Source organism: Arthrobacter sp. P1_D12, assembly GCF_056406175.1.
Genome location: NZ_JBFUAR010000009.1, coordinates 231,254 through 256,083 on the forward strand (window position 1 = coordinate 231,254; position 24,830 = coordinate 256,083).

Consider the following 24,830-nt stretch of genomic DNA (forward strand, 5'->3'; position numbering starts at 1 on the left):
ACGCCTCCCGTAGATCGTTCCGGCATCGCGAGCAAAGGAAACCAATTCCATGGATCCAACGACCAGCCGTTCGGGGCCTCAACCGTCGGTACCCGTCTTCCTCGACGGCGCCACCATAGCGTCGGCACTGACGGCGCGCGAGGCGGTTGCCGCCATGGAATCGGTCCTGGCTTCGGGGCTCGATCCCGAACTGAGTGCGCCAAGGACCCGGGTGGAAACGGACGGCGGGACGTTCATGCAGATGCCGGCGACTAACGGCCAGTACGTAGGAACGAAACTCCTGACCATCACGGCGCGTAACGCCGCTTCGGCGTCCCCGGTCATCCAGGGACTCTATGCACTGTTCGGCGGCCACGACCAGCGGCCATTGGCTGTGCTCGACGGAGTGGCCTTGACCGAGCTGCGGACGTCGTCGGTATCCGCGATGGGGGCGATGCTGCTGGCCTCGCCCGGCCCCAAGCGCCTCGTCGTGTTCGGTGCAGGAGTGCAGGCGTGGGCGCACATCATGGCCTTTGCCGCGCTCTTTGAACTGAGCTGCGTGGAAATCGTGGGCCGCAATGCGGAAGCTGCGGAGCGGCTTGTGAAAAACGCCGAAGGAATCGGCCTGGCGGCCGCGGTGGTCGGCCCTGGCGCGGTGCGGGATGCCGATCTCGTCATTTGCGCGACGGCATCACCGGATGCCCTATTTGACGGGGGCCTGGTGAAGGCGTCCGCCGTGGTGGTGGCCATCGGCTCGCATGACAGGGAGCACCGCGAGCTCGATGACGCTCTTCTCGCCAGGGCCACGGTTTGCGTTGAATCGCTGGACTCGGCCGTACGTGAGGCAGGCGATGTCATCCAGGCCATGGAATCGGGTGCCATTGCCGGGCCCGCACAACTGATCACCCTGGCGGACCTGGTTTTGAAACGCCGGGAGGTGGCCGCGGACCGTCCGGCAGTATTCAAGACCACCGGCATGCCGTGGGAGGACCTTGCGGTCGCCGCGGCCGTCTACGAGGCCTGCATGTCCGGTGCCGGCTCGCACCGGTCCGGCGGACTGGAGATGCCGACGGGTCAGCTGGATGGGACCGGGGCACGGCATTGATGGAACCAGCACGACTATTAGAAATGGAACAACTGATGATTGAGCCTAATCTCCGGACCGGAAAGCCTGTTGTCCAGGTGAGGAATCTGGCCAAGGCCTACGGCCCGCACGTGGTGCTCCGAGACGTTTCCCTGTCAGTGCAGGAGGGGTCCGTCACTGCAATGATCGGGCCCAGCGGGGCGGGGAAGAGCACCGTCCTTCGATGCATGAATCTGCTGGAGCAACCGGACGGCGGCGAAATCGAGATCGACGGTCATCTCATCGTGGCCGGCAGGAAGCCCAACCCCAAGAATCTCGCAGCCCTTCGCCGAAGCGCCGGCATGGTGTTCCAGCATTTCAACCTCTTCCCGCACATGACGGTTCTTCGGAACGTCAGTTTGCCCCAGGAACGTGTTCTTGGGTGCACCCGCGACGAGGCCAACGAGAAATCAATGGAGCTTCTCAAACGCATGGGGCTGGCAGAGAAGGCCGACCAATATCCGTCTAGATGCTCCGGCGGCCAGCAGCAGCGCATCGCCATTGCCCGGGCCCTGGCTCTCGGCCCCCGGGTGATGCTGTTCGATGAGCCAACATCCGCACTTGATCCCGAAGTCGGGGTAGAAGTCCTCGAGGTCATGAAAGAGCTCGCGTCGACAGGCATGACGATGGTGGTGGTGACGCACGAGATGGCGTTCGCGGGAAACGTTGCCGATGAACTCGTGGTGATGGCCGACGGCGGAATCATCGAAAAGGGCGAGCCCGGGCAAATCCTGCAGGATCCGCAGCACGACCGCACGCGCCGATTTCTTCGCGCCGTGCTGGAGCGCTGAGCCGTGGAAATGCTCAGGGCCATCGCCATTGGCTTGCCGCTCACAGTCCTCGTGACCATTCTGGCTCTCATGATCGGCACCGTGGTGGCGCTGCCCATCGTCGCCGGACTGCGGAGCAAAAATCGGATCCTATGGCTACTGTCGCGCGCGCTGGTTGACCTGCTCCGAGGAGTCCCGCCCGTGGTGTGGCTCTTTATCCTGTACTACGGAGTCTCCATCGGCGCCATTCGGCTCACGGCATTGCAGGCCGGCGTCCTGGGCCTTGGCGTGGTGGCTGCGGCATATCTGGCCGAGATCTTCCGCGGCGCCATTTCTTCAATTCCCAAGGGCCAGTGGGAGGCCAGCTCGGCGCTCGGTTTCCACCGCGCCACGGTCTGGAGCCGAATCATCGGTCCGCAAACGGCACGGGCCGTCGTCCCGGCCTACACTACCTTCGCCATCGGGCTGCTCAAGGATTCCTCCATCGCTTCCTCCATCGGCGTGGCTGAGATAGTTTTCATGTCCAGCCAATACGCCCGGCAGTCCGGCGAGGGCATCATGGTGTTCTTCGTGGCTGCGGGCGTCTACATTCTTTTGAGCGTTCCGCTGGGACTGCTCTCGAGGCATCTTGACGTCAAGATGCGAAAGGCGGTGGCCCGATGAACAACCTAGTCGATGTTGCGATCCAATATGCGCCAACACTTTTTGATGGCCTTCAAGTCAGCCTTTCCCTGACCCTCCTCAGCCTGGCGTTTGGCTTGCCCATCGGACTCTTGTTCGCGTTCGGTGTCACAGCCGGAAACAAGCCCTTCCGCTATGTTTCGGTGTTCTTAGTTGAAGTGGGCCGCGGCGCCCCTGCCCTGGTGCTCCTGCAACTCATGTACTACGGCCTTCCGAATGCCGACATCACCCTTAGCTCCCTGGCCTCGGCGTCTTTGGCTCTGACATGGACAACGGCCGCATACAGTGCCGAGCTGATCCGTGGCGGCATCCAGTCGGTGCCACCGGGTGAAGTCGAGGGGTCCCATGCGCTGGGCATGAGCTACCGCGACTGCCTGCGGTTCGTGGTCATCCCGCAGGGACTGCGCATCGCCCTTCCTTCGCTGATGGGCTTTGCAGTACTGCTGTTTCAGGCGACGTCCCTGGCGTACTCAGTAGCCGTGCCGGAACTCATGAGCCAGGCGTACTCGATCGGCTCATCAACGTTCCAGTATCTGCCGGTCTTCATCATCGCCGGCCTGCTCTATGCGGCCATCTCGATTCCCGCAACGTGGCTGTCCGTCTATGCGGAACGCGTGCTGAGCCGGCACCTTTAGCCGATGTCAGCGACCAATCAGATGAAAACCCCGCAATCAGCCATAGTCGTCGGTGCCGGCATCGTCGGCTTGTCGACGGCCTGGCACCTGCAGCAGCAGGGGTTGTCGGTCACTGTCGTTGACAGGGTCGGGCCGGCTGCCGGTGCCAGTTGGGGCAACGCCGGCTGGGTGACCCCGGGCCTGGTCATGCCCCTGGCGGAGCCGGGCGCCTGGAAGTACGCACTGCAAAGTCTGACCGACCCCGACGCCCCGCTGCACGTGCCGCTGCGGTTCGACCCGCAGCTGTGGAAGTTCCTCCTGCGTTTCGCCGCCAACATGAATGCCCGGAAGTGGCAGCAAACCATGTCAGCGCTCCAGCCCATCACGAGGACCGTGGACGAGTCCTTCGCCCAGCTGAAGGCGCGTGGCATTGCTTCTCCGGTGGTTGCGGCCCCCTACGTTGCAGGCTTCAGCAGCGCCGAGGCCGCCGCAGCGTTCCGGACGGAGCTCGAACACCTCCATGCCATGGGCCAGAGCATCGGTGTCAGCACACTGGCCGACGGGAACCGTCCGGCAGTGCTCTCCGACGCCGTGGTGCACGGCCTGGAAATATCCGGACAGAGCTATCTGGATCCGGGTGACTTTGTCTGTGACCTTGCCCGGGCCTTCGAAGCGTGCGGCGGTCAGATCATGGACGGCACAAACGTCTGTTCTGTTGACGCTGGGCCTTCGTCGGCAGCCGTGACGACTGACGACGGAAGCCTTCTCACAGCCGAAGTCCTCGTCCTTGCCACCGGCGCCTGGCTGCCTAAGCTGGCCAATAAGTGGGGCTTGAAAATTGGCGTCCAGGCGGGCCGAGGATACTCGTTCACTGTCGACGGCGATTGCCTGCCGAGCGGGCCCCTGTACTTTCCCGAACAACGAGTAGTCTGCACGCCGTACCAGGGGGCACTTCGGATCGCGGGAACAATGGAGTTCCTTGATCCCGACGAGCCTCTGGATTCTTCCAGGCTTGAGTCCGTCGCAAGAGCCATTCGTCCACTGCTGCAGGGCATCGATTGGTCATCACGACGCGACGCGTGGGTCGGCTCCCGCCCGATCACGCCAGACGGGCTGCCCATCGTTGGCCGCCTGGCCTCGAACAGAATCTACGCAGCGGGGGGACACGGCATGTGGGGGATGGTTTTAGGACCGGCAACGGGCAGGTTACTAGCCGAGCAAATCGTGACCGGTGCCATGCCGGAGCAGATAGCGGCGTTCAACCCGTTGCGCAGATAGGACCGTCAACCGGGTTCCAGTTGCGAATTATCAACAATGAAGGGCACATTCATGCGAATTCTCGTCATCGGCGCCACTGGAACGGTGGGGCAAAACGTGGTCCGGGCGTTGTCCGCACACCACGAAAAGGTTGGTGAAGGGCGGCTGGAAATCATCCGCGCGTCACGGTCATCGACCGAACATCCCGTAGATTGCCGGGACGATGCCAGCGTCGAAGCACTCTTTGACAGGGTAGGGACGGTGGATGCGGTGGTCAGCACGATTGGGGGAGCCAAGTGGGCGTCGGCAACGGATGCAACCTTGGAAACGTACGCGTCGACCGTTAATGGCAAACTGCTGTGCCAGGTTCGCATCACCCTGGCGGCCCGCGGCCATGTCCGGCCGGGCGGTTCCATCACCTTGACAAGCGGGATCGTGGGAAATTATGCCTTCCCAGGGGGCTCACCCAGCGCCATCGCCAATATCGGCCTTGACGCCTTCGTCAAGAGTGCTGCCGCGGAGCTGCCGCACATGCGATTAAATACCGTCAGCGCCACGGTGCTCGAAGAGTCCGCTGACGCATATTCAACGGTGTTTCCCGGCTTCCCTGCCGTACCGGGCGCAGTGGCGGCGGCCGCCTATGTGCGCAGCGTCTACGGTGCCGAAACTGGGCAGACTATCAAAACCTGGTCCTAGCCAGGACGTGCCTCTATGGTTTTCGTCAAGAGGCTTCGGTTATGTTCCGTAATTCGGGGTCTTAGGTTTCCTGTCCCCTGTCTGCAGGAGTGTTCGTCCGGGATGGACGTGCCTGAGCAGCGGGTGACCGGCGCGATGCCGAATGTGAAGACGCTGATTTGAACTAGAAGATGCTGATACGTCCTCGCCTCTGCGCGTAGCGCTGATTCCGGGTGAGTCCGCTCTGGTGCGCCGCCCCAATCGACCGCCGTGCCACGATGTCGTTGGCAGCGGCGTGCGTAACAATGCCATTCGGCGAATCGGGTTACGGCAAGGAACTGTCCTCGCATTCCATCGACGAATACTCGCAGGTCAAGCACGTAATGATCACGAGCATCGACTAGCGGTCCCGAATCCAGCGACCAGGCGAAGGCCGCGGGTGAGGCGGGAGATATGAGTCTTGACTGAACTTGTCTCGTCCTCGCCCGCGGAACAGCTCAGGAAACCATCCCGATGGGAGTCAACAAGTTGGACACAGATCAGGTCGTTGCTGATTTCCGCGTCAACGACCAAAGTCAGCTGCATGAAAGGCTGAACGCAGCGGTCGCCATTGCTCGCGCCGAAGGCCTTGCCGACAGAACTCGCGGTGTTCTCGTCACTCGACACGGCTAATACAGGTTCTCCGTTACCCTGTCGCACGATGTTCCATGCGGTCTCGTCGTTGAGCGAGACCATGCACGCCGGCCCTAGGATGGAGCCGTTCGGGGCAGAGGACGCTTAATCCCGCGCAGGCCGACGGGCGGGCGACGGCGTGCATCCGAGGGCGGGCCGACGGGCGGGCGGCGGCGACCGTTTGGGGGCCGTCCAGCCGGCCGGGCTAGACTCGCACGCTGGGGAAAGAACACCAAAGCCGCCGGCAGCCCGGTCCGGGCGGGCGGCGCAATCTCAACCGAAAAGTGATTCTGCAACGTGACTTCGAAGAATATTGCCCGTCCTCTCGCCGCAACCGCCCTCCTCGCAGCCCTGGCGCTAACCGGGTGCTCGGCCCCGCAGGCCGGCAGCGCGCCTTCGTCCGCCGCGGGCACGTCCGCCGGGGGCGAGTCCACTGCTTCGGCGTCCGCCACGCCGAGCCCCAGCGGAACCTCGGGACCGTTCGGCGGCTTCACCAGCGCCGCCGAGGCTTGCTCCAAGATCTCGGAGCAGGCAACCGGCGCCACGCTCCTTCCGCTGTCGGCCGCCCAAGGCAAGACGGCGGAACTGGAACAGTTCAAAACGGAGCTGGCCGAGACGGCCGAACGCGTCCCGGACAGCCTCAAGGCCGACTTCGCCAACCTCAAGGAGGTGGCCGTTGCCGGCGTCACCGACCAGACGGTCTTCTCCAGCGGAAAGCTCCAGGCCGCCATGGCGCCGGTCACGACCTGGATCGCCACCAACTGCAAGTAGGGGGTTCGGACAGGCCAACGCCCGAGTCGGCCCCAGGCTGACATCCCGCAGCCGACAACGGCCGGCCTTGTCCCCAACGCGGGCCGCCCGTTCCCGCCCCCACCTGCGTGGACTGTGGGAACGGGCGCCGCAAGATTCCCCCACGGGCCCCAAGGCAGGGACTAGGGTTGTGTCAAAGAGAAGGGGGAGTGCGTTATGGAATACCAGAATTCTCAACCCGTCGCCGGTCAACACGTTGCCGGCCTCGCAGCAGGTCAGCCCGGTCCCGACGCCCTGGTCAGTCCTGCGGACGGTCTGTCCGCGCCGGCCGGCACCGGCCGCACGGTCATAGCGGAAACCGCCGTCGCCAAGGTCGCGGGCATCGCCGCCCGATCGGTGCCCGGCGTCTATTCGTTGGGCTCAGGACCCTCACGCGCCCTCGGGGCCATCCGCGACGCCGTCGGCAACGCCGATCACGCAGCGGGCGTCCGCGTGGAAGTCGGCGAAACGCAGGCCGCCGTCGACATCGATCTTGTTGCGGTGTATGGCACCCCCCTGCAGGCCCTAGCGGACCAGGTCCGCGCCGTCGTCTACGCCGCCGTCGGGGAACTGGTGGGTCTCGAAGTGATCGAGGTCAATATCGAGATCAACGACGTTTATGTGCCCGGCCCGGCCAAACCGGCCGCGTCCGCCGAGGCCCGGCCAGTCAGGGAGGCAATCCAATGAGTCTGACGGTAGTGGGAATCGCCATGGGCGCCTTCGTGGCCTTCATGTCCTTCCAGTTCGGTGCCTGGGGCTTCCTCGGCGCCCTGTTCTTCATGGCCATCGGCGCCCTCCTGGGCCGGGCCGCAGAGGGGAAGCTGGACCTGCGCAGCGTGTTTGACGCCCTCACAGGCCGGCGTTCCTCCTCATGAGCATCACGGCTGAAGCGCCGATCCCCGGCACCGCGATGGCCGGGCACAACCGCATTAGCACCCAGGCCCTGACGAGCGTGGCCCGGGCGGCCGCGGGGGAGGCCCTCGGTGTCCCGGCGCACGACGTCCGCGCCGACTGGTCGGACGATGACGGGCTGCTCGCGCTGTCGCTTGTCATGCCCGTCGCGGTCCCGAACCTCACCGCTGTGGTCCGGGACCCCGGCCGCGTCGCCGGATTCGGTGGTTCCATCTGGGAGCGTGCCGTCGCCGCCAAGGCCCAGATCCTGCGCCGCGTGACGGAACTGACCGGAGCGCAGCTGAGCCGGGTGGACATCCGCATCAGCGGGGCCGCCGTGCGCGGGGGAGGCCGGGTACATTGAGCCAGGACACCCAGAACGCCGGAATCGACTCCGCCGGGCACGACACCGATGCGGTGCCGGGGAGCGCGCCGCTGGGTTCCGGCGCCGCGGGCATGGGCCGGATAGTGAAACGGGAGACGCACACATCGCGCGCTGTTGTGTCCGTGATCGCGGCCGGCCTGGTCATGGCCGTGTTCGGCTATGCGCTGCTTGAGACGGGGGTCCGTGCCATCGGGCAGCCGCCGTGGCTCGTGGATCCGCAGACCGCGGCCGAGCGGGTAGTAGCGCTCCCGGCGGGAATCCCGCCGCTTCTGCTCGGCGTCACGGGCGCTGTGATCGCGATGGCCGGATTGTTCTTCTTCCTCAATGCCGTGCTGCCCGGCCGGCGGGCACGCCACCTGCTCCCGGACCGCCGGGCCGCCGTCGTGGTGGACGATGAGGTGATCGCCGCTGCCCTGGCGCGCCGGGCCCGGCTGGCCGCCAACGTGGCCAAGGAACAGGTGATGGTGGTCGTGTCGCGGAACCGGATCACGGTCAACGTCCGGCCGACCTCCGGTGTGCCGCTGCGCCCGGACGCCGTCCTGGAGGCTGTGCGCCGGGAAGTGGAGGAAATGGGCCCCTGGCCGATGCCGGAAGTGCGGATCCAGGTATCCACAGCCGGGGTGGTGGGGGCATGAACAACACCCCCCGGGCGCTGAACCGCGTACTGATCGGCATCCTTGGCATCCTCCTCCTCGCCATCGGCGTCCTCCTGATACTGCTTGCGAGCGTCCCGGCTGTCGGCGTGTGGTGGCATGAGTGGGCCGGCGGTGTCCTGAGCTTCTGGCTCGATTTGTTCGAACGGACGCAATTCCCCCGCCGCCAGGGGAGCTGGCTGTGGCTTGTCATCTGCCTGGCGCTGCTGGTGGTGATGGGCCTGATGATCGCCTGGATTGCCCAACAGGGTACGGGCCGGACCAGCCTGCTCGTGGCAGAGGAGGACCCGGGTGAAGTGCCCGGCAACGTCGGAATCAGCGGCGGCGTGGCGGAGCAGACGCTCCGCGCAGCGCTCGCGGACCGGCCCGACCTGGCCGGCGTTACGGTAGCCGCCTACAAAATCAGCGGGGAGCCGGCCCTCAAGATCCGGGTGGAACCGCGCCAGGGTGTTGCCCCGCACCGGCTCGCCGCCGAAGTTTCCGCCCTGGTAGAGGCGCTCGACGCGGTAATCGGCAAACGCACGCCGGTGCTGATCCACATCGGATCCGGCGCGCGGTCGCGGTTCGGCCGTTCCGAGCGGGTCCGCTGAGCCGCCCGTGAGGCTGAGGCAGCCTTCCCGGCAGGCGCGCCGCGGGCCGGCCGGCCGGCCGACGGGCCACGGGATCTCCTTTGCATAAAGCTTTCATGTAAACGCTTGCATTCGGGGTACCTGTTGATTACTGTGATGGTCGGCACACGATCAGTACGGCCGTTTTTCACCGGTACTCAGCGAGGAGCACTCCAGTATGAAAACCCGCAATTTCCTACTTCCCGTCGCAACGGCAGGCATTTTGGCTATTACCCTTTCGGCGTGTGGCGGCGGAGGGGGCGGCACTACCAGCGGCAGCGACGCCGCCTCGCAGGGCCTGGACGGGCGCGGCCCCATCACTTACGTTCAGGGCAAAGACAACAGCAACGTGGTCCGCCCGCTGATCGACAAGTGGAACGCCGCCCACCCGAACGAAAAGGTCACCTTCAAGGAGCAGACCGACCAGGCCGACCAGCAGCACGACGACCTCGTCCAGCACTTCCAGGCCAAGGACCCCGGCTACGACGTCGCGAGTGTTGACGTCGTCTGGACCGCCGAATTCGCCGCCAAGGGCTGGCTGCAGCCGCTCAAGGACAAGATGGCGCTGGACACTTCGGCCATGCTGAAGCCGACCGTTGATGCCGCTTCCTACAAGGGCACCCTCTACGCGGCACCGGAATCATCCGACGGCGGCATCCTGTACTACCGCAAAGACCTGGTCCCCACGCCCCCGAAGACCTGGGACGAGATGATGAGCATGTGCTCCATCGCCAAGACCAACAACATCGGCTGCTACTCCGGCCAGTTCAAGAAGTATGAGGGACTGACCGTCAACGCCTCCGAGGCAATCAACTCCGCCGGCGGAGCCGTGCTGGACGAGAACGGCAAGCCCAACCTGCTCACCGCGGAGGCAAAGGCCGGCATGGCCAACCTGACCAAGGCCTACGCAGACGGCTCGATCCCGAAGGAAGCCATCACCTTCCAGGAAGAGGAAAGCCGCCAGGCATTCCAGGACGGCAAGCTGCTGTTCCTGCGCAACTGGCCCTACGTCTACAACCTGGCCACCACCGAAGGCTCCTCCAAGGTCAAAGACGTCCTGGGCATGACCGCACTCCCCGGCAAGACCGGTCCGGGCGCCTCGTCCCTCGGCGGCCACAGCGCCGCGATCAGCGTCTACTCCAAGAACAAGGCCACCGCAGTGGACTTCCTGAAGTTCCTCACCACGGAAGAGACGCAGAAGTTCTTCGCCACACAGGGTTCGCTCGCACCGGTGCTCGGCAAGCTCTACGACGACAAGGAGCTCGTCGCCAAGCTGCCGTACCTGCCGGTCCTGAAGACCTCGATCGAGAACGCCGTGCCCCGCCCGGTCACCCCGTTCTACCCGGCCGTCACCAAGGCCATCCAGGAAAACGCGTACTCGGCCATCAAGGGCGAGAAGACTGTAGACGCGGCCCTGTCCGACATGCAGAAGTCCATCGAGTCCGCTAGCGCGGGACAGTAGGTCCATCATGGCAACCGAAGTAGGCCCGACGTCGGTCAAGGCACCGGCGTCGGGCGGGGCACCGATCCACCACGCACCCAAGGGTGTTGGGGAGGACAACCGCATCGCGACGCAGGGGCGCTGGGCAGCTTGGCTGCTGGCGCCGACCATCCTCGCATTGTCGGTAGTGATCGTGTATCCGATCATCACCGCCATTGTGATGTCATTCCAAAAAGATGCCGGTCTGGACCCCGCTACGGGTCTCTTCGTTGAGGGCGGGCCGGCCGGCTTCTCCAACTACTACAACTGGATCTTCCAGCAGTGCCCGGCTCCGGACGGCGGAACCGTGGACTGCCCGCCGGGAACCCTGGGCGCGCAGTTCTGGTCCGCCACCGGCACCACGTTCTTCTTCACCATCGTCACGGTGGCACTGGAGACAGTGCTCGGCTTCTGGATGGCCGTCATCATGGCCCGTGCCTTCAAGGGCCGCAGCCTGGTCCGTGCAGCCGTCCTGGTGCCGTGGGCCATCCCCACCGCCGTGACGGCCAAGCTGTGGCTGTTCATCTTCGCCTTCGAGGGCATCGGCAACAAACTCTTCAACACCACCGTCCTGTGGACCGGCAGCGAATGGCCGGCCAGGTGGGCCGTGATCATCGCGGACGTCTGGAAGACCACGCCGTTCATGGCGCTGCTGATTCTGGCCGGCCTGCAGATGATTCCCGCGGAAGTGTACGAGGCGGCCAAGGTCGACGGCGCCTCAGCCTGGCAACGGTTCCGGATGATCACCCTGCCGCTGGTGAAACCGGCGCTCATGGTGGCCATCCTGTTCCGCACCCTGGACGCGCTGCGCATGTTCGACCTCCCGTACATCCTCACCGGCGGAGCGAACAACACCACCACGCTGTCCATCCTGGTGATCAACCAGATCAGGCAGGGCTTCAACGCGGCGGCGGCTTTGTCCACCATCACGTTCATCATCATCTTTCTGGTGGCTTTCATCTTCGTGCGCTTCCTCGGAGCGAACGTCGTGGAGCAGCAGACCGGCGCAGGTAAGGGGAAGAAATGACCGCCGCGACGAGCGCCGCAACCGAGCTGCGCGCAGAGCAGGACCGGGGGCGGAAGGCCGCGCAGAACCGCGAGAAGTGGGCCCAGAGCCGGACCTACATCAGTGCGGTCGTGATCCTCTTCTGGTGCCTGGCCCCGGCCTACTGGATGGTGGTGACGGCGTTCCGCGACGTCGGCTACACCTACGACACCTCGATCCTGCCGACCCACATCACGCTGGACAACTTCAGGACGGCGTTCGACACCTCCTTCGGCAACCACTTCGGCCAGGCACTGCTGAACAGCTTGTTCATCGGCACCGTCGTCACCCTGGTGTCCCTGGTGATCGGCGTGTTTGCCGCCTACGCACTGGCCCGCTTGAACTTCAAGTTCAAGTACCTTGTGCTGGGCTTCATCCTGGGCGCTTCCATGTTCCCCGGCGTCGCCCTCATCACCCCGCTGTTCCAGCTCTTCACGAACATCGGCTGGATGGGCACCTACCAGGCCCTGATCATCCCGAACATCTCGTTCGTGCTGCCGCTGACGGTCTACACCATGACATCCTTCTTCCGGGAGATGCCGTGGGAGCTCGAGGAATCGGCCCGGGTGGACGGCTGCACGCAGGGACAGGCGTTCCGGAAGGTCATCATGCCGCTGGCCGCACCGGCCATCTTCACGACCGCCATCCTGGCCTTCATCTCCTCGTGGAATGAATTCCTGATCGCCAGCCAGCTCTCGTCCGACGCAACGCAGCCGGTCACAGTGGCCATTGCAAGCTTCGCCGGTGCGCAGCCGAACCAGATCCCGTACACCGCGATCATGGCTGCGGGAACCATCGTGACCATTCCCTTGGTCATCCTGGTGCTGGTGTTCCAGCGCAAGATTGTCGCGGGCCTCACCGCCGGCGCGGTCAAGTGACTGAGGCGTGATGACTGACGAGCAGAACCAGGGCCATGTGCCGGCGACGCGTCGAAAGGTGCGCTCCGGCGAGGACTTCGACATCATCATCGGCTTCCTCGGGTTCTGGGCGGTGGTGCTGCTGGTGGTCACCGTCTGGATGGAAGTGACCGCCCAGCCGGCCCTCTTCTGGGCCCTGGGCCTGCTCGCCATGCTGCTGGCCCTCTACGGGATGATCCGGCTGCGCCGGCGCCTGCCGCGCCGGACGGCCAGCCGGCACTCATAGCAGGGGGACAGCCGCCGGGCAGGATTATTCAGCCGCCGGGGGGAGGCGGGCGCAACACGTCTGCGGGCAGCCGCCAGGCTTCCACGGACCGTTAACTAGGGGGCACAGGTGGCACGGACGGAACGGGCGCAGCGCGGCGGCCACTCGGGCGTCAGCATTGAGGATGTCGCCGCCGCTGCGGGCGTGTCAACGGCCACCGTATCCCGGGCCGTCCGGGGACTGCCCCGTGTTTCCCCGGCAACCCGAGAGAAGATCCTCGGCATCGCCGAATCCTTGGGCTACGTCGCGTCGTCCTCGGCGTCCGGCTTGGCGACGGGCCGGACCAAAACCATCGGCGTGCTGGCCCCGTTCGTCAGCCGCTGGTTTTTCTCCAAGGCCATCGAGGGCGCCGACCGGGAACTGCACTCCCGGCAGTACAACCTTTCCCTCTTCAACCTCGGCGGCCACGGCAGCCACCGTGAGCGGCTCTTCAGCAAGACCATGGTCTACAAGCAGATCGACGCCCTGCTGGTCCTCTGCATGGCGCTCACCCATGAGGAAATCGAGCATCTCCAGAAAATCGACATCCCGCTGGTGGTGGTGGGAGGCCACGTCGAGGAGTGCCCCTACATCGGCATCGACGACTACGCCGCGGCCGCCACCGCAGTGCGCCACCTGATCGGGCTGGGCCACACGGACATCGCGCTCCTGCACGGCGACGACGAAACCGACCTCAACTTCGACGTCCCCAGGGTCCGGATCCAGGCCTTCCACGACATCATGAGCGAGGCGCGGCTGCCCGTCCGGGCCGAATGGGACCTCTGGGGGGACTTCACCGTGCGCAGCGGCCAGGAGGCATTCCGCCGCCTCTGGGCCGCCGACGGTCCCAAGCCCACAGCAATCTTCTGCGCCTCCGACGAGATGGCCATGGGCGTCATCTTCGAGGCCAACAAAGCCGGTGTGCGCGTCCCGGGGGACCTCTCGGTCATCGGCATCGACGACCACGACTTCGCCGAGGCCATGGGCCTGACCACAGTCGGGCAGCGCCCGGACCAGCAGGCCGAACTCGGCACCAAAATGCTGCTGGACGAACTCGACGGCATTTCCGGCTCCGTGCAGTCGGCTGTGGCACCGCACCGGCTGATTATCCGGACGACTACGGCGCCGCCGCTGCGCCAGTCCGCGCGGCTCAGCTAGCGGAGTCCGGGCCGCGCTAGGACGCGCGGGCCAGCTGGCGGATCGGCACCCAACGCGAGGCCAGCCGGCGGTAGGCCGCGGCGGCGCCGGTCATGTCCCCCTCCGCCAGGCACTCGATGCCGAGGCGTACATCCAGCGGCGAATCATCCGGATAGACCTTGTCTGCCACCCCGCCGTAGTCGAGTTCCACTGCCGAGTCCGGGTGGAAGAGTTCAAGCCATTCGGTGAGCTGGGTCAGGTCCTCGAGCATGTCGAGATCGGGCGCGGCGAGGGCCAGGTGCGCCACCGCGTAGCTCACCCGCTCCAGCGCGTTGCCGATGCCGGCGCGGATGCGGACCGTGACTATGTGGCCGTCGGATTCGACGACGTCGGTGGGGTCCGATTCCTGGAAAAGGCAGAACCAGCTGAACGGAATGCCCCACGTGGACGCCCTGGTGTGGACCCGGCTGAGGCCATCGTGGGCGCGCACCTCATCAATGCGTTCCTGGTGTTTGTCCCGCTGCTCTTCCGGGATCAGCAGCTGGGCCAGGGGCCCATGGATGCCTTCCATCAGGGCATTGGCGGCCAGCCCGGCGCGGAGGACCAGCTGGCTGGGGCAGTACAGCAACCGGTCGGGCTGCGGGGCGGCCGCAGTCCCGGACGTGGCTGCGTCGTGCGCTGCGCCGGAAGGGGCCCGCCTGGCCGAGACCGCGACAACGCGCACCAGATCGGTCCGGCCGGTGGGAAACGGATCCCCGTCGGGTCGGGTGATGCGGCCCAGGGACGCCAAGAGCTCGGCGTTCTCCACAGCCGCGCGGGACGCCTGGCCGGCGCCGGCGGCCCTCAGGGTCTTCCGTTGCTGTTCGGGGAACGCCTCGAGGGGCTCGTAGATCCGGAGCGCGGAAGAGAACGGCAGCCCGGACTGTCCGTGGTAGATGCTCCCCGTCATTGGATCACGACGCTTCCCTGGCCGGCAGCCATTAGTCCGCCAGTTCCGCAATCACCGGGGCATGGTCCGAGGCGCCCTTGCCCTTGCGCTCCTCGCGGTCGATCATCGCACCGGTGACCCGTGCCGCCAGGGCCGGGGAGCCGAGGATGAAGTCGATCCGCATACCCTCCTTTTTCGGGAAGCGGAGCTGCGTGTAATCCCAGTAGGTGTAGACGCCGGGCCCCGGGGTGTGCGGGCGGACGACATCCTGGAAGCCGGCCTCCTCGAAGGCGTGGAAGGCGGCCCGCTCAGGTTCACTGACGTGGGTCATGGCGTTGGCGCGGAAGAAGTCGATGTCCCAGACGTCATCGTCCTGCGGCGCGATATTGAAATCGCCCATCAGCGCGATCTGCGCCTGGGGGTCCTCCTTGACCCAGGTGCCGGCGTGGGTTTTCAGGATGTCCAGCCAGTTGAGCTTGTAGGGCATGTGCTCATCGTCGAGGGCGCGGCCGTTCGGGACATAGAGGCTCCAGACCCGGACGCCGCCGCACGTGGCGCCGATGGCGCGGGCTTCCTGCACGGCGTCCTTGCCGCTCTTGCCGAACACGGGCTGGTCCAGGAAGGTGCGTTCGACGTCGTCGAGTCCCACCCGGGAGGCGATCGCGACGCCGTTCCACTGGCTCAGGCCGAAGTGCGCCACCTCGTAGCCCATGTTCTCGAAGAGCTCCCAGGGGAAGTTCTCGTCCTTGCATTTGGTTTCCTGGATGGCCAGGACGTCACAGTCCGTGCGCTGAAGCCAGGACTCTACACGGTCGGCGCGGGCACGGAGCGAGTTCACATTCCAGGTAGCAATCTTCACAGTCCCTAACTTACCGAACTTGGCCCCCGGACGAAGCCGCCGGTCGGCTCCGTCCTCTGGAAATTAGTAGGAAGTCCGAGTATATTCGGCTGAAGAGATGATCTAGGTCACATGCAAAGGAGCATTCGGTCATGGTTCGAGAACTATCCCATTACATTGACGGGCAGCGGGTTGAGGGCACCTCCGGCCGGTTCAGCGATGTGTACGATCCCTGCACCGGCGAGGTCCAGGCCCGGTTGCCGCTGGCCAGCACCGAGGAAGTGCGCAACGTGATCGCCAGCGCCGAAAAGGGGCAGGTGGAATGGGCCGCGATGAATCCGCAGCGCCGCGGCCGGATCCTGCTCAAGTTCGTGGACCTGGTCAACGAGCACATGGACGAGCTCGCCACCCTGCTGTCCTCCGAGCACGGCAAGACCTTCCCGGACGCCAAGGGCGACATCCAGCGCGGCATCGAAGTGGTCGAATTCGCCGCAGGCGCCCCGCACCTGCTTAAGGGCGAGTTCTCGGACAACGCCGGAACCGGCGTCGACGTGCACTCAATGCGCCAGCCCCTCGGCGTCGTTGCCGGCATCACGCCGTTCAACTTCCCGGCCATGATCCCGCTGTGGAAGTCCGGCCCGGCACTCGCCGCCGGCAACGCCTTCATCCTCAAGCCCTCCGAACGTGACCCCTCCGTGCCGCTGCGCCTCGCCGAGCTCTTCACCGAGGCGGGCCTGCCGGACGGCGTCTTCAACGTGGTCAACGGGGACAAGGAAGCCGTGGACGCGCTGCTGGAGGATCCGCGGGTCCAGGCCATCGGCTTCGTCGGCTCCACGCCCATTGCCCAGTACATCTACGCCACCGCCGCAGCGAACGGCAAGCGCGCCCAGTGCTTCGGCGGCGCCAAGAACCACATGGTGATCATGCCGGACGCGGACCTGGACATGGCCGCGGACGCCCTCATCGGGGCTGGCTTCGGCTCCGCGGGAGAGCGCTGCATGGCCATCTCGGTGGCCGTTCCGGTCGGCCGGAAGACCGCGGATGTGCTCGTGGAGAAACTGCAGGCGCGGATCGCCGGTCTCAAGGTTGGCCACAGCCTCGCCACGGATTCCGACTTCGGCCCGGTGGTGGCGGCCTCCGCGAAGGAGCGGATCGAAGGCTACATCGCCTCCGGCGTCGAGGAAGGCGCCAGCCTGGTCACCGACGGCCGCGGCCTCAAGGTCGAAGGCTACGACGGCGGCTTCTGGGTCGGACCCACACTGTTCGACAACGTCACGAAGGACATGAAGATCTACAAGGAAGAGATCTTCGGCCCGGTCCTGAGCGTGCTCCGCGCCGAAGACTACGACGAGGCCCTCCGGCTCTGCAGCGAACACGAGTTCGGCAACGGCGTGGCCATCTTCACCCGCGACGGCGACGCCGCCCGCGACTTCGCCAGCCGGGTCCAGGTGGGCATGGTGGGCATCAACGTCCCCATCCCCGTGCCGATTGCGTACTACACCTTCGGCGGCTGGAAGGCGTCCGGATTCGGCGACCTCAACCAGCACGGGGCCGACGCCTTCCGCTTCTACACGAAGACCAAGACGGTCACCAGCCGCTGGCCGTCCGGTATCCGCCAGGGCGCCAGCTTCATCATGCCGGAAGGCAGCTGATGGGGGCGGACGTTGCGCGGGTGGCGGACAGTGGAGAAGCGGCCGGCGAACTCTTGGCCGGGGAAGTGACGTTTGAACGGCGCGGCCGCCTCGGCGTCGTGACGCTCAACCGGCCCGCGGCCGTCAACGCCCTCACGGCCGGCATGGCCGCCGCGATGCTCGAACAGCTCACGCTCTGGGCCGACGACGACGCCGTGGCCGCGGTGCTGGTCCGCGGCGCCGGGGACCGGGGCCTCTGCGCCGGCGGGGACATCGTGGCCATCTACCGGGACATGCTCGACGGCGGGGACGCCACCGCGGACTTCTGGGCGGTCGAGTACCGGCTGAACCTGCTCATCTCCGAATACCCCAAGCCGTACGTCGCGTTTATGGACGGGCTGGTGTTGGGCGGCGGCGTGGGGATCTCGGCCCACGGCTCCGTACGGATCGTCACCGAACGCACCCGCACGGGCATGCCCGAAACGACGATCGGGTTTGTTCCCGACGTCGGCGGCACCCTGCTGCTCTCCGGCTCACCGGGGGAGACCGGCACCCATGCGGCCCTGACCGGAGCCCATCTGAGCGGCGCGGACGCGCTGTTCCTGGGCCTCGCCGACTGCTTCGTGCCCTCCGGCCGTTTGCCGGACCTGGCGGCAGCGCTCGAAACCGAGGAGGCGGAGGCCGCCGTCGCCCGATTTGCCGAACCGGCACCGGCTTCAGCCCTGGCCGCACAGCAGGAATGGATCGACGCCTGCTACTCCAGCGACGACGCCGGGGAAATCCTGCGCCGGCTGCGGGCCTTTGGTGGAGAGGCGGCCGGGGAGGCCGCCGCAGCCGCGGACACCATCGAGGCCAAGTCGCCGACGGCGGTCAAGGTGGCGCTGGAATCCCTGCGCCGGGTCCGCGGCCTGAACCTGGAGCAGGCGCTGGAGCAGGAGTACCGCGTCGGCCTGCGCTTCCTCGACGGCCCGGACTTCCGCGAAGGCATTCGCGCCCAGGTGGTGGACAAAGACCGCAATCCCCGCTGGAAACCCGCCACCCTCGCCGAGGTCACCGGGACGGACGTCGCGGCCTACTTCGCCCCGCTGGGCGGGCGCGAACTAAAACTCTCTCCGAAGGAGAAGAACGCGGAGAAGAACAAGGAGAAGAACCATGTCTGACGCAGGAGCCCCGGTTACCGGCACCATCGCCTTCCTCGGCCTGGGCCACATGGGCGGCCCCATGGCCGTCAACCTGGTCAAGGCCGGCTACCGGGTGACCGGCTTCGACGTCGTGCCAGCGGCCCTGGACGCCGCCCGGGAGCATGGCATTCCCACTGCCGGGACGGCTGTCGAGGCGGCGGCGGGCGCCGCCGTCGTGCTGACCATGCTGCCCAGCGGCAAGCACCTCCTTGACGCCTACCGCGGTGCCGGCGGTGCGCCCGGACTGCTCGAAGCCGCCGCCCCGGGCACCATGTTCCTGGATTGCTCCACCATCAACGTGGACGAGGCCCGCGAAGCCGCAGAACTCGCGGTCGCGGCTGGCCACCGCGCCGTCGACGCCCCCGTGTCCGGAGGCGTGGTGGGCGCCGAAGCCGGCACGCTCACGTTCATGGCCGGTGCCCTTCCCGAGGACTTCGAGGCCGTCAAACCCCTGCTGGAAGTTATGGGCAAGCGGGTGGTCCATTGCGGCGCGCACGGTGCCGGCCAGGCGGCCAAGATCTGCAACAACATGATCCTGGGCGTCTCGATGATCGCCGTCAGTGAGGCCTTTGTGCTGGGCGAGAAGCTCGGCCTGACCCACCAGGCGCTGTTCGACGTCGCTTCCGCCGCCTCGGGACAGTGCTGGGCGCTGACCACCAATTGCCCGGTGCCCGGTCCGGTCCCGACGAGCCCCGCCAACCGGGACTACCAGCCGGGCTTCGCCGGGGCGCTCATGGCAAAGGACCTCAACCTGGCCCTCAACGCGTTGCAGAGCACCGGCGTCGCGGCCCGGCTCGGGCCGCTCGCGGCCGAAATTTACGATACGTTTGCCGCGGAAGGCGGTGCCGGCCGGGACTTCTCCGGCATCATCACCGACATCCGGGAAAAGTCGGAAGCAGGCAAATCCGAGGCAGGCACGGCCGGGCACTAGTTTTCGGACCGAAGCCAACGCGCAACATCAGAACCAGAACCAGACCAGCACCACCTAAGGGGACCACCCATGACGGAACAGTACGCAAACATCCTGGTGGAGCGCCGCGGCCGCGTGGGCCTCGTGACGCTCAACCGGCCCGAGGCCCTCAATGCCCTGAACAAGGCCACGATGGACGAGCTGGTGAAGGCAGTCGCCGGGATGGACGCGGACCCGGGGGTCGGTGCCGTGGTGGTGACCGGTTCGGCGAAGGCCTTTGCGGCCGGCGCGGACATCAAGGAAATGCAGTCCAAGGGCTACATGGACATGTACGCGGCGGACTGGTTCCGCGGCTGGGAAGACTTCACCCGGCTCCGCATCCCCGTCGTGGCAGCCGTGTCCGGCTTTGCGCTCGGCGGCGGCTGCGAGCTGGCGATGATGTGCGACTTCATCATCGCCGGGGACAACGCCAAGTTCGGCCAGCCGGAAATCAACCTTGGTGTGCTCCCCGGCATGGGCGGCTCGCAGCGCCTGACCCGGGCAGTGGGCAAGTCCAAGGCGATGGACATGATCCTGACCGGCCGCTTCATGGACGCCGAGGAGGCCGAACGCGCGGGCCTCGTGTCCCGGGTGGTCCCCGCCGCGGACGTCGTCGAGGAGGCGCTGAAGGCCGCCGAGGTGATCGCGTCCAAATCCAAGCCGGTGGCGATGGTGGCCAAGGAAGCGGTGAACGCCGCGTTTGAGACCGGGCTTGCTCAGGGCGTGCTGTTTGAACGGCGCGTGTTCCACTCGCTGTTCGCCACCGAGGACCAGAAGGAAGGCATGGCCGCCTTCACCGAGAAGCGGCAGCCGGAGTTCAACCACCGCTAGGCGGCACCGGCCGGCCTCAGGTGAAGATGTCGGCCACGTACCTGCCGTGGGTGCGCTCCACTTCATCCATCCAGGCCTCGGCCTCCGCCTTGGAGGCGCCGGTCGCTTCCTGGTAAATGAGGGCGCAAGTGTCCCTTACCTGCGGCGCCATGTGCTTGCCGTCGCCGCAGACATAGACCGTGGCGCCCTGCCGGACCAGCTCGACGACGTCGGCCCGGTCTGCCCAGAGCCTGTCCTGGACGTATTTCAGGCCGTCCTCGGGTGCGGTGGAAAAGGCCGGCCGCAGATCGAGGTTGGCTTGGTCCGCCCACGACGCGAGTTCCGAGCGGTAGAGGAAGTCGGTGTCCGGGGCGCGGCAGCCGAAGAACAGGAGGGCAGGTGCCGGCGTCGTCTCCTCGGCCTCGGCCCGCAGCGCCCGGTCCTGGACGAACCCGCGGAAGGGGGCTAGCCCCGTCCCCGCGCAGACCATGATGAGCGGGACCGCCAGGGAGGGCGGCGGGTGGAAGGCCGCGTTCGAGGGGCGGACAGTAACCGCGACCCTTGACCCGGGCCTGGCCTGGGCGAGGTAGGTGGACGAGGCCCCTTCGAAGACCCCGCGGCCGGACCACGCCGGAGCCTGGATGACGGCGAAGGTCAGGGTCACGTGGTCGGGGCTCCAGAGCGGGGACGAGGAGATGGAGTACCGCCGGGGGGTCAGCTGGGTCAGCAGTTGCAGGAACGAGGTGAACGACAGCTGGCATGACGGATACGTCTCCAGCAGGTCAAGGAGGGAAACGCGCTTGTCGAGGACCTCGGCCGCGTACCGCCCGCGGTCCTGGGCCAGGGCCTCAAGTTCGGCGCGGTGGGCAGGATCGGCCGCGACATCCGCCAGATCCTCGAGCTGGGTGCGGGTGGCGGGGACTGCGAGCTCCACGTAGCTGCTCAGCAGTTCGCCCACGGCCACCGGCGCGCCCGTGGGCAGGAAGGTGTCCCCGCGCTCCATGCTCAGCTGGACGTGCGAGTCGTAGTCGAGGTTGAAACGGGCCAAGGCCCGCTGCACGAGTTCGCTGGGATTCAGGGGCAGCACGGCCAGATAATCCCCGGTCCGGTAGCTCATCCCCTCGGGCAGGGCGATCTCGACATGCCGCTTGGACCGGGCGCCGGGCTTGTCCAGATCGACCAGTTCCCGGTTCGCGACGACGGTGCCCAGCGCCAGCCCGTTCTGGCGCAGCATCGGGTCCCGGACGTTCCCGACGAACTGCAGTTCCAGCTCGGGCTGCGCTGTCGGCGGGCTGGTCCGCTGCCCCAGGGCGTCGTCCACCGCGGGCCAGAATCCCGCGTACCACTCTTCGAAATCGCCGAAGAAGTCGCCGCGGGCGTTGGCCTCGCCCCGGGCATAGATCCGCGTGGCACCGGCTGCCTCGAGCCGGGCGTCGATGGCCTTGGGCACCTCCTGGTACGTTCGCGCCCAGTCTTTATTGCCGTTGCCGAAGACCGTGTACCGCACCCCGGCGAGGGCGCCCGGCCGCAGGCCCTCGGTCCAGGCCACGAATTTTCGGGCGTTGTCCGGCGGCTGCCCCTCGTAGGAGGACGTCACGATCGCGACGAGCCCCTCCGTGGGCAGCCCGCCGGCCGCCTCGTCGAGCGGACCGATGGTGGGGCTGTAGCCGCGCCGTCCGGCGTCGTTGGCGAGGCGCTGGGCGAAGTCCTTGGACGTGCCTGCATTGGAACCGTAGAGCACCCGGATCGGGACGCCGTTGGGCGCGGCGGCCGCCGCTGCGGCTTCGGCCTGCCGTGCCTGTTCGACCTCGGCCCGGGGGCCGGCCGCGATGGTGACGTCCCGCCTGCGCACGTGGATGAACAGCCCTTCCGGCTTCATGGTCAGCGTGTGTTTGATCTGCAGCTCATAGCCCGGGTCCGCCGCCGTGACCTCGAAGCGCTGCAGGAGCTTGGCCAGGAAGAGCATGGCCTCCTGCAGGGCAAATCCCCGGCCGATGCAGGAGCGCTGCCCGTTGCCGAACGGCTTCCAGGCATTGGCGGGGATTTCGGCGGCCCGTTCCGGGGAGAACCGCTCCGGGTCAAAGATGCCGGCGTCCTCGCCCCAGGCCGCCTTGTCCCGATGCAGTTGCGGGATCAGGACCATGATGGGCTGGCCCGCGGGGACTTCGTAGCGGCCGCCGAGCGTCGTGTCCTCGTAAGGAGTCACGTTGAACGCCGGAGCGGTGGGCCACAGCCGAAGCGTTTCCTTAAGGATCTGGTCCAGGTATCCCAGCCGGGGCAGATGCTCGAACCTGGCGCTTTCGGTACCAAGGACCTCGTCCACTTGTGCGCGCGCCTTGGCCAGGACGCCTGGATGGCGCAGCAGTTCGTAGAGTGTAAAGGACAGCAAGCCGCTGGTAGTCTCGTGCCCGGCAATCAGGAATGTGACCATCTGATAGCGGATGTTTTCATCGGATAAACGCTCACCGGTCACCGGGTCCGCCGCGCTGAGCATGGTGTCCAGGATGTCTTCGCTGCCCGGCGGGCTGGGGTTGCGCCGCCGGTCGCTGATGATCTGTTCGGCGACCTCGAACATCAGGGCATGGTCTTCCTCGAGCTGGTGCCGCCTGCGCAGCATGATCTTGTTCTGCACTGGGAGCCTGCGCGCCCGGTCCCCGGACTCAACCAGGGCGCGGACCATGGCGCCGACGAACGGGTGCATCTCCTCCCGGTAGAGGCTGTTGAACCGGTAGTTGAACGAGCACAGGGCGATGGTGTCCAGCGTCAGGCGGGTGGTGCTGTCCGGAATGTCGATCCGCGCCGTGGGGCCCAGCCTCTCCCACTTGAGCAGCAGCTGCTCGACGATGTCGTCCATGCCGGCGAACATCCGCTTCAGCGCTGCAGGCCCGAACGCCGGCATCAGGATCCGGTGTGCCTTTTGCCAGTTGGGTTCCTGTGTATCTGCGGTGAACAGGCCGTCGCCGGCGAACTGCCTCACCTGCCGCAGGGCAACGCCCAGCACTTTGCCGAACCGGGACTCGTCGCACACCTCGTTGACGAGCTGCTGGGAAGAGATGGCGACGATACTGCGGTTGAAGAACTGGATGCGGACTATGGGGCCGTACCGCTCCGCCAGCTCGACTATTCCCAGGATTCCCTTGCTGGAGTCGATGTCCGGCAAATTGCCGACCACCGGCCTCGTGGGGGGCTGCGGTATAGGGACGCTGGGCGAAGTCATGGCCACTCCTAGGCGATCGCCAATGGACGCGCTGTGAGCACTGCTTGCTGCCTGGCCGGACGGGACCGGCCCGGCCAGCTCCGCACCACGATACTCCGGCCACCTGCCGGGCAAAATAGGTACGGCAACCAAACGGGGTCAGCCCGCTGGGAGGCCTGCGCAACGGGGGACCCTGCCTGGCGCGACACGCCGGTTGGGATCTTGGCGTTCCTGCTGCCGGCGGGGTGGGAATGTCAATCAGATTTGAGCCCACTTAGCACAGCAATCGCAGCTTGAACGGGAACCACATTTTGCCGTGGAAACGACTGAAAGGCGCTTCGCGTTGCATGGTTGTCACCGAGGCAAGGGCCGCATCACGCTCGGAGTTAGGGGACAGGATCATCTCGTTCTTCACGGCTTCCAACAATTCGACCACCGTTGCCGACGATACATGCTCGGGATTGCCCAACGTCCGGTCCATGAGGCTACGCTCAGCTTCAGTCGAATAGCGAAGCAGCATTAGATCCGCTCTGGGTCCTGGATGACTTCCGGTCCGGCCGCAGGGTTACCACTACCAACCGCGGTGCCTTGGATCCGCGGGCGCCTGAGCGGTGATGAGCCGGCAGGCTGGAGTCGCTATGACACTCCCGGCTCCACGGTCTACATTTCCGACAATGACGAGATCGCTTTCGCGGAGGTGCTGTCCGGCTACGGCGCCAAGCACCCGATGCAAAAGGAGCCGACTTCATGGGGATGACCCTGGAGGACTGCGTCAAGGGCGTCAAAGACGACTGGGGCAACCAGGTCAAGATGGGTTGCCTGCCGCGGCACTGGCGCGACCGGCGCAGCACCTACCAGCTCAGCCTGGATAACGCAGGTTGGTGGGTTGACGTCGAGCACCCTGACTCCATCGCAGCCCTAGGTGTACTGAGCCGGGACGTTGTTGACATGTGGGGCTTGAAAACGAGGAGGTCCTCCGGGCTAAGTGGAGCTGTCTAGTTCACACACTTTGCGCTCGGAGGTCCTCGTGTCCCACGTTAATGCCCGGCTGACGGTTCATGGAAGACTCCTGATCGTTGACCGGGTGGCCGCCGGCCGCCCGGTCGCCCATATCGCTGCCGAGCTGGGCGTGTCCCGGCAGACCGCGTACCGGTGGGTCAGACGTTTCCGGGCCGAGGGCGCGGCCGGGCTTCGGGACCGYTCRAGCCGGCCGAGGTCATCACCGGCCCGGACGAGTSCCRACCGTGAGCTAGCCGTCCTGGACGCCCGGCGGTCGTTACGGTTCGGKCCGCTGMGGATCGCTGCGTTCACCGGCGTCCCGSCCCGGACCGTGTCCCGGATCCTGCACCGGCACGGGGTCCCGCGGCTGGCGGACTG

Annotated in this window: 28 protein-coding genes; 23 read left to right on the top strand and 5 right to left on the bottom strand. The window is 66.3% G+C overall.

Annotated features, from left to right (window positions below; all coding sequences use genetic code 11):
* The first annotated feature begins 49 nt into the window (after positions 1-49).
* Genes AC1DZV_RS09120 through AC1DZV_RS09145 form a run of 6 tightly spaced genes read left to right on the top strand, consistent with a single transcriptional unit; the run spans position 50 to position 5,120 of the window.
* Positions 50-1,084, top strand: coding sequence for an ornithine cyclodeaminase family protein (locus AC1DZV_RS09120; protein WP_476950748.1), 1,035 nt, complete (start codon positions 50-52; stop codon positions 1,082-1,084).
* Between the two features lie 35 nt (positions 1,085-1,119).
* Complete coding sequence (locus tag AC1DZV_RS09125) at positions 1,120-1,893, top strand: amino acid ABC transporter ATP-binding protein (RefSeq protein ID WP_476950767.1); 774 nt, start codon at positions 1,120-1,122, stop codon at positions 1,891-1,893.
* Between the two features lie 9 nt (positions 1,894-1,902).
* Positions 1,903-2,535 (top strand): amino acid ABC transporter permease, encoded by a 633-nt coding sequence (locus AC1DZV_RS09130; RefSeq protein WP_476950768.1) that lies wholly within the window; start codon positions 1,903-1,905, stop codon positions 2,533-2,535.
* Positions 2,532-3,188 carry an amino acid ABC transporter permease gene (locus AC1DZV_RS09135; RefSeq protein WP_476953504.1) on the top strand — a complete coding sequence of 219 codons (657 nt, stop codon included), beginning with the start codon at positions 2,532-2,534 and terminating at the stop codon, positions 3,186-3,188. The genes AC1DZV_RS09130 and AC1DZV_RS09135 overlap by 4 nt, the downstream gene beginning before the upstream one ends.
* A gap of 3 nt (positions 3,189-3,191) precedes the next feature.
* Positions 3,192-4,445, top strand: a complete 1,254-nt coding sequence (locus AC1DZV_RS09140) for an NAD(P)/FAD-dependent oxidoreductase (protein ID WP_476953505.1) — start codon at positions 3,192-3,194, stop codon at positions 4,443-4,445.
* 51 nt (positions 4,446-4,496) lie between these two features.
* Positions 4,497-5,120 (top strand): short chain dehydrogenase, encoded by a 624-nt coding sequence (locus tag AC1DZV_RS09145; protein WP_476950751.1) that lies wholly within the window; start codon positions 4,497-4,499, stop codon positions 5,118-5,120.
* Between the two features lie 366 nt (positions 5,121-5,486).
* Here AC1DZV_RS09145 and AC1DZV_RS09150 read toward each other — a convergent pair whose 3' ends face one another.
* Positions 5,487-5,834, bottom strand: coding sequence for a hypothetical protein (locus AC1DZV_RS09150; protein ID WP_476953506.1), 348 nt, complete (start codon positions 5,832-5,834; stop codon positions 5,487-5,489).
* Between the two features lie 234 nt (positions 5,835-6,068).
* Between AC1DZV_RS09150 and AC1DZV_RS09155 the strand changes: the two genes are divergently transcribed.
* The 11 genes from AC1DZV_RS09155 to AC1DZV_RS09205 all read left to right on the top strand — a co-directional run bounded on the left by AC1DZV_RS09155 (position 6,069) and on the right by AC1DZV_RS09205 (position 13,941).
* Positions 6,069-6,542 carry a hypothetical protein gene (locus tag AC1DZV_RS09155; RefSeq protein ID WP_243181367.1) on the top strand — a complete coding sequence of 158 codons (474 nt, stop codon included), beginning with the start codon at positions 6,069-6,071 and terminating at the stop codon, positions 6,540-6,542.
* A 195-nt stretch (positions 6,543-6,737) separates the two neighbouring features.
* Positions 6,738-7,247, top strand: coding sequence for an Asp23/Gls24 family envelope stress response protein (locus AC1DZV_RS09160; RefSeq protein WP_476953507.1), 510 nt, complete (start codon positions 6,738-6,740; stop codon positions 7,245-7,247).
* The gene (locus AC1DZV_RS09165) at positions 7,244-7,435 is read left to right on the top strand and encodes a hypothetical protein (RefSeq protein ID WP_243181369.1); all 192 of its coding nucleotides are present in this window, start codon (positions 7,244-7,246) and stop codon (positions 7,433-7,435) included. Before AC1DZV_RS09160 ends, AC1DZV_RS09165 begins: the two co-directional genes overlap by 4 nt.
* Complete coding sequence (locus AC1DZV_RS09170) at positions 7,432-7,815, top strand: hypothetical protein (protein ID WP_476942641.1); 384 nt, start codon at positions 7,432-7,434, stop codon at positions 7,813-7,815. Before AC1DZV_RS09165 ends, AC1DZV_RS09170 begins: the two co-directional genes overlap by 4 nt.
* A complete protein-coding gene (locus AC1DZV_RS09175) occupies positions 7,812-8,471 on the top strand; it encodes a hypothetical protein (protein ID WP_476950753.1) in 660 nt (219 codons plus the stop codon). Before AC1DZV_RS09170 ends, AC1DZV_RS09175 begins: the two co-directional genes overlap by 4 nt.
* Positions 8,468-9,079, top strand: coding sequence for a hypothetical protein (locus AC1DZV_RS09180; RefSeq protein WP_459383680.1), 612 nt, complete (start codon positions 8,468-8,470; stop codon positions 9,077-9,079). The genes AC1DZV_RS09175 and AC1DZV_RS09180 overlap by 4 nt, the downstream gene beginning before the upstream one ends.
* Positions 9,080-9,275: 196 nt before the next feature.
* Entirely contained in the window at positions 9,276-10,559 is a 1,284-nt protein-coding gene (locus AC1DZV_RS09185; RefSeq protein ID WP_028277787.1) for an ABC transporter substrate-binding protein, read from the top strand.
* 7 nt (positions 10,560-10,566) lie between these two features.
* A complete protein-coding gene (locus AC1DZV_RS09190; protein ID WP_364746992.1) occupies positions 10,567-11,604 on the top strand; it encodes a carbohydrate ABC transporter permease in 1,038 nt (345 codons plus the stop codon).
* Positions 11,601-12,500 carry a carbohydrate ABC transporter permease gene (locus AC1DZV_RS09195; protein WP_476859442.1) on the top strand — a complete coding sequence of 300 codons (900 nt, stop codon included), beginning with the start codon at positions 11,601-11,603 and terminating at the stop codon, positions 12,498-12,500. The genes AC1DZV_RS09190 and AC1DZV_RS09195 overlap by 4 nt, the downstream gene beginning before the upstream one ends.
* 10 nt (positions 12,501-12,510) lie before the next feature.
* A complete protein-coding gene (locus AC1DZV_RS09200) occupies positions 12,511-12,765 on the top strand; it encodes a hypothetical protein (RefSeq protein WP_079552393.1) in 255 nt (84 codons plus the stop codon).
* A gap of 108 nt (positions 12,766-12,873) precedes the next feature.
* Entirely contained in the window at positions 12,874-13,941 is a 1,068-nt protein-coding gene (locus AC1DZV_RS09205) for a LacI family DNA-binding transcriptional regulator (protein ID WP_476953508.1), read from the top strand.
* 16 nt (positions 13,942-13,957) lie between these two features.
* On the opposite strand, the gene AC1DZV_RS09210 is transcribed toward AC1DZV_RS09205, so the two are convergent.
* Together AC1DZV_RS09210 and AC1DZV_RS09215 are read right to left on the bottom strand one after the other, a co-directional pair.
* Positions 13,958-14,869: a DUF8083 family protein gene (locus AC1DZV_RS09210; RefSeq protein WP_476953509.1), complete on the bottom strand. Its 912-nt coding sequence runs from the start codon at positions 14,867-14,869 to the stop codon at positions 13,958-13,960.
* A gap of 31 nt (positions 14,870-14,900) precedes the next feature.
* Positions 14,901-15,707, bottom strand: coding sequence for an exodeoxyribonuclease III (locus AC1DZV_RS09215; protein WP_028277452.1), 807 nt, complete (start codon positions 15,705-15,707; stop codon positions 14,901-14,903).
* 131 nt (positions 15,708-15,838) lie between these two features.
* Here AC1DZV_RS09215 and AC1DZV_RS09220 point away from each other — a divergent pair, with 131 nt between their 5' ends.
* The 4 genes from AC1DZV_RS09220 to AC1DZV_RS09235 all read left to right on the top strand — a co-directional run bounded on the left by AC1DZV_RS09220 (position 15,839) and on the right by AC1DZV_RS09235 (position 20,278).
* Positions 15,839-17,338: a CoA-acylating methylmalonate-semialdehyde dehydrogenase gene (locus AC1DZV_RS09220; protein WP_476953510.1), complete on the top strand. Its 1,500-nt coding sequence runs from the start codon at positions 15,839-15,841 to the stop codon at positions 17,336-17,338.
* The gene (locus tag AC1DZV_RS09225) at positions 17,338-18,477 is read left to right on the top strand and encodes an enoyl-CoA hydratase/isomerase family protein (RefSeq protein ID WP_476953511.1); all 1,140 of its coding nucleotides are present in this window, start codon (positions 17,338-17,340) and stop codon (positions 18,475-18,477) included. Before AC1DZV_RS09220 ends, AC1DZV_RS09225 begins: the two co-directional genes overlap by 1 nt.
* On the top strand, positions 18,470-19,429 hold the full coding sequence (mmsB, locus tag AC1DZV_RS09230; protein ID WP_476950760.1) for a 3-hydroxyisobutyrate dehydrogenase: 960 nt from the start codon (positions 18,470-18,472) through the stop codon (positions 19,427-19,429). The genes AC1DZV_RS09225 and mmsB overlap by 8 nt, the downstream gene beginning before the upstream one ends.
* Positions 19,430-19,498: 69 nt before the next feature.
* A complete protein-coding gene (locus AC1DZV_RS09235) occupies positions 19,499-20,278 on the top strand; it encodes an enoyl-CoA hydratase (RefSeq protein ID WP_223914579.1) in 780 nt (259 codons plus the stop codon).
* Between the two features lie 16 nt (positions 20,279-20,294).
* Here the strand turns inward: AC1DZV_RS09235 and AC1DZV_RS09240 are convergent, their stop codons facing one another.
* Complete coding sequence (locus AC1DZV_RS09240; RefSeq protein ID WP_476950761.1) at positions 20,295-23,474, bottom strand: bifunctional cytochrome P450/NADPH--P450 reductase; 3,180 nt, start codon at positions 23,472-23,474, stop codon at positions 20,295-20,297.
* 253 nt (positions 23,475-23,727) lie between these two features.
* Positions 23,728-23,934: a hypothetical protein gene (locus tag AC1DZV_RS09245; protein WP_243181383.1), complete on the bottom strand. Its 207-nt coding sequence runs from the start codon at positions 23,932-23,934 to the stop codon at positions 23,728-23,730.
* Between the two features lie 266 nt (positions 23,935-24,200).
* Between AC1DZV_RS09245 and AC1DZV_RS09250 the strand changes: the two genes are divergently transcribed.
* Together AC1DZV_RS09250 and AC1DZV_RS09255 are read left to right on the top strand one after the other, a co-directional pair.
* A complete protein-coding gene (locus tag AC1DZV_RS09250; RefSeq protein ID WP_476953512.1) occupies positions 24,201-24,452 on the top strand; it encodes a hypothetical protein in 252 nt (83 codons plus the stop codon).
* Positions 24,453-24,480: 28 nt separating this feature from the next.
* Positions 24,481-24,830 (top strand): helix-turn-helix domain-containing protein (locus AC1DZV_RS09255; protein ID WP_476953513.1); only part of this gene is annotated, 350 nt, incomplete at its 3' end.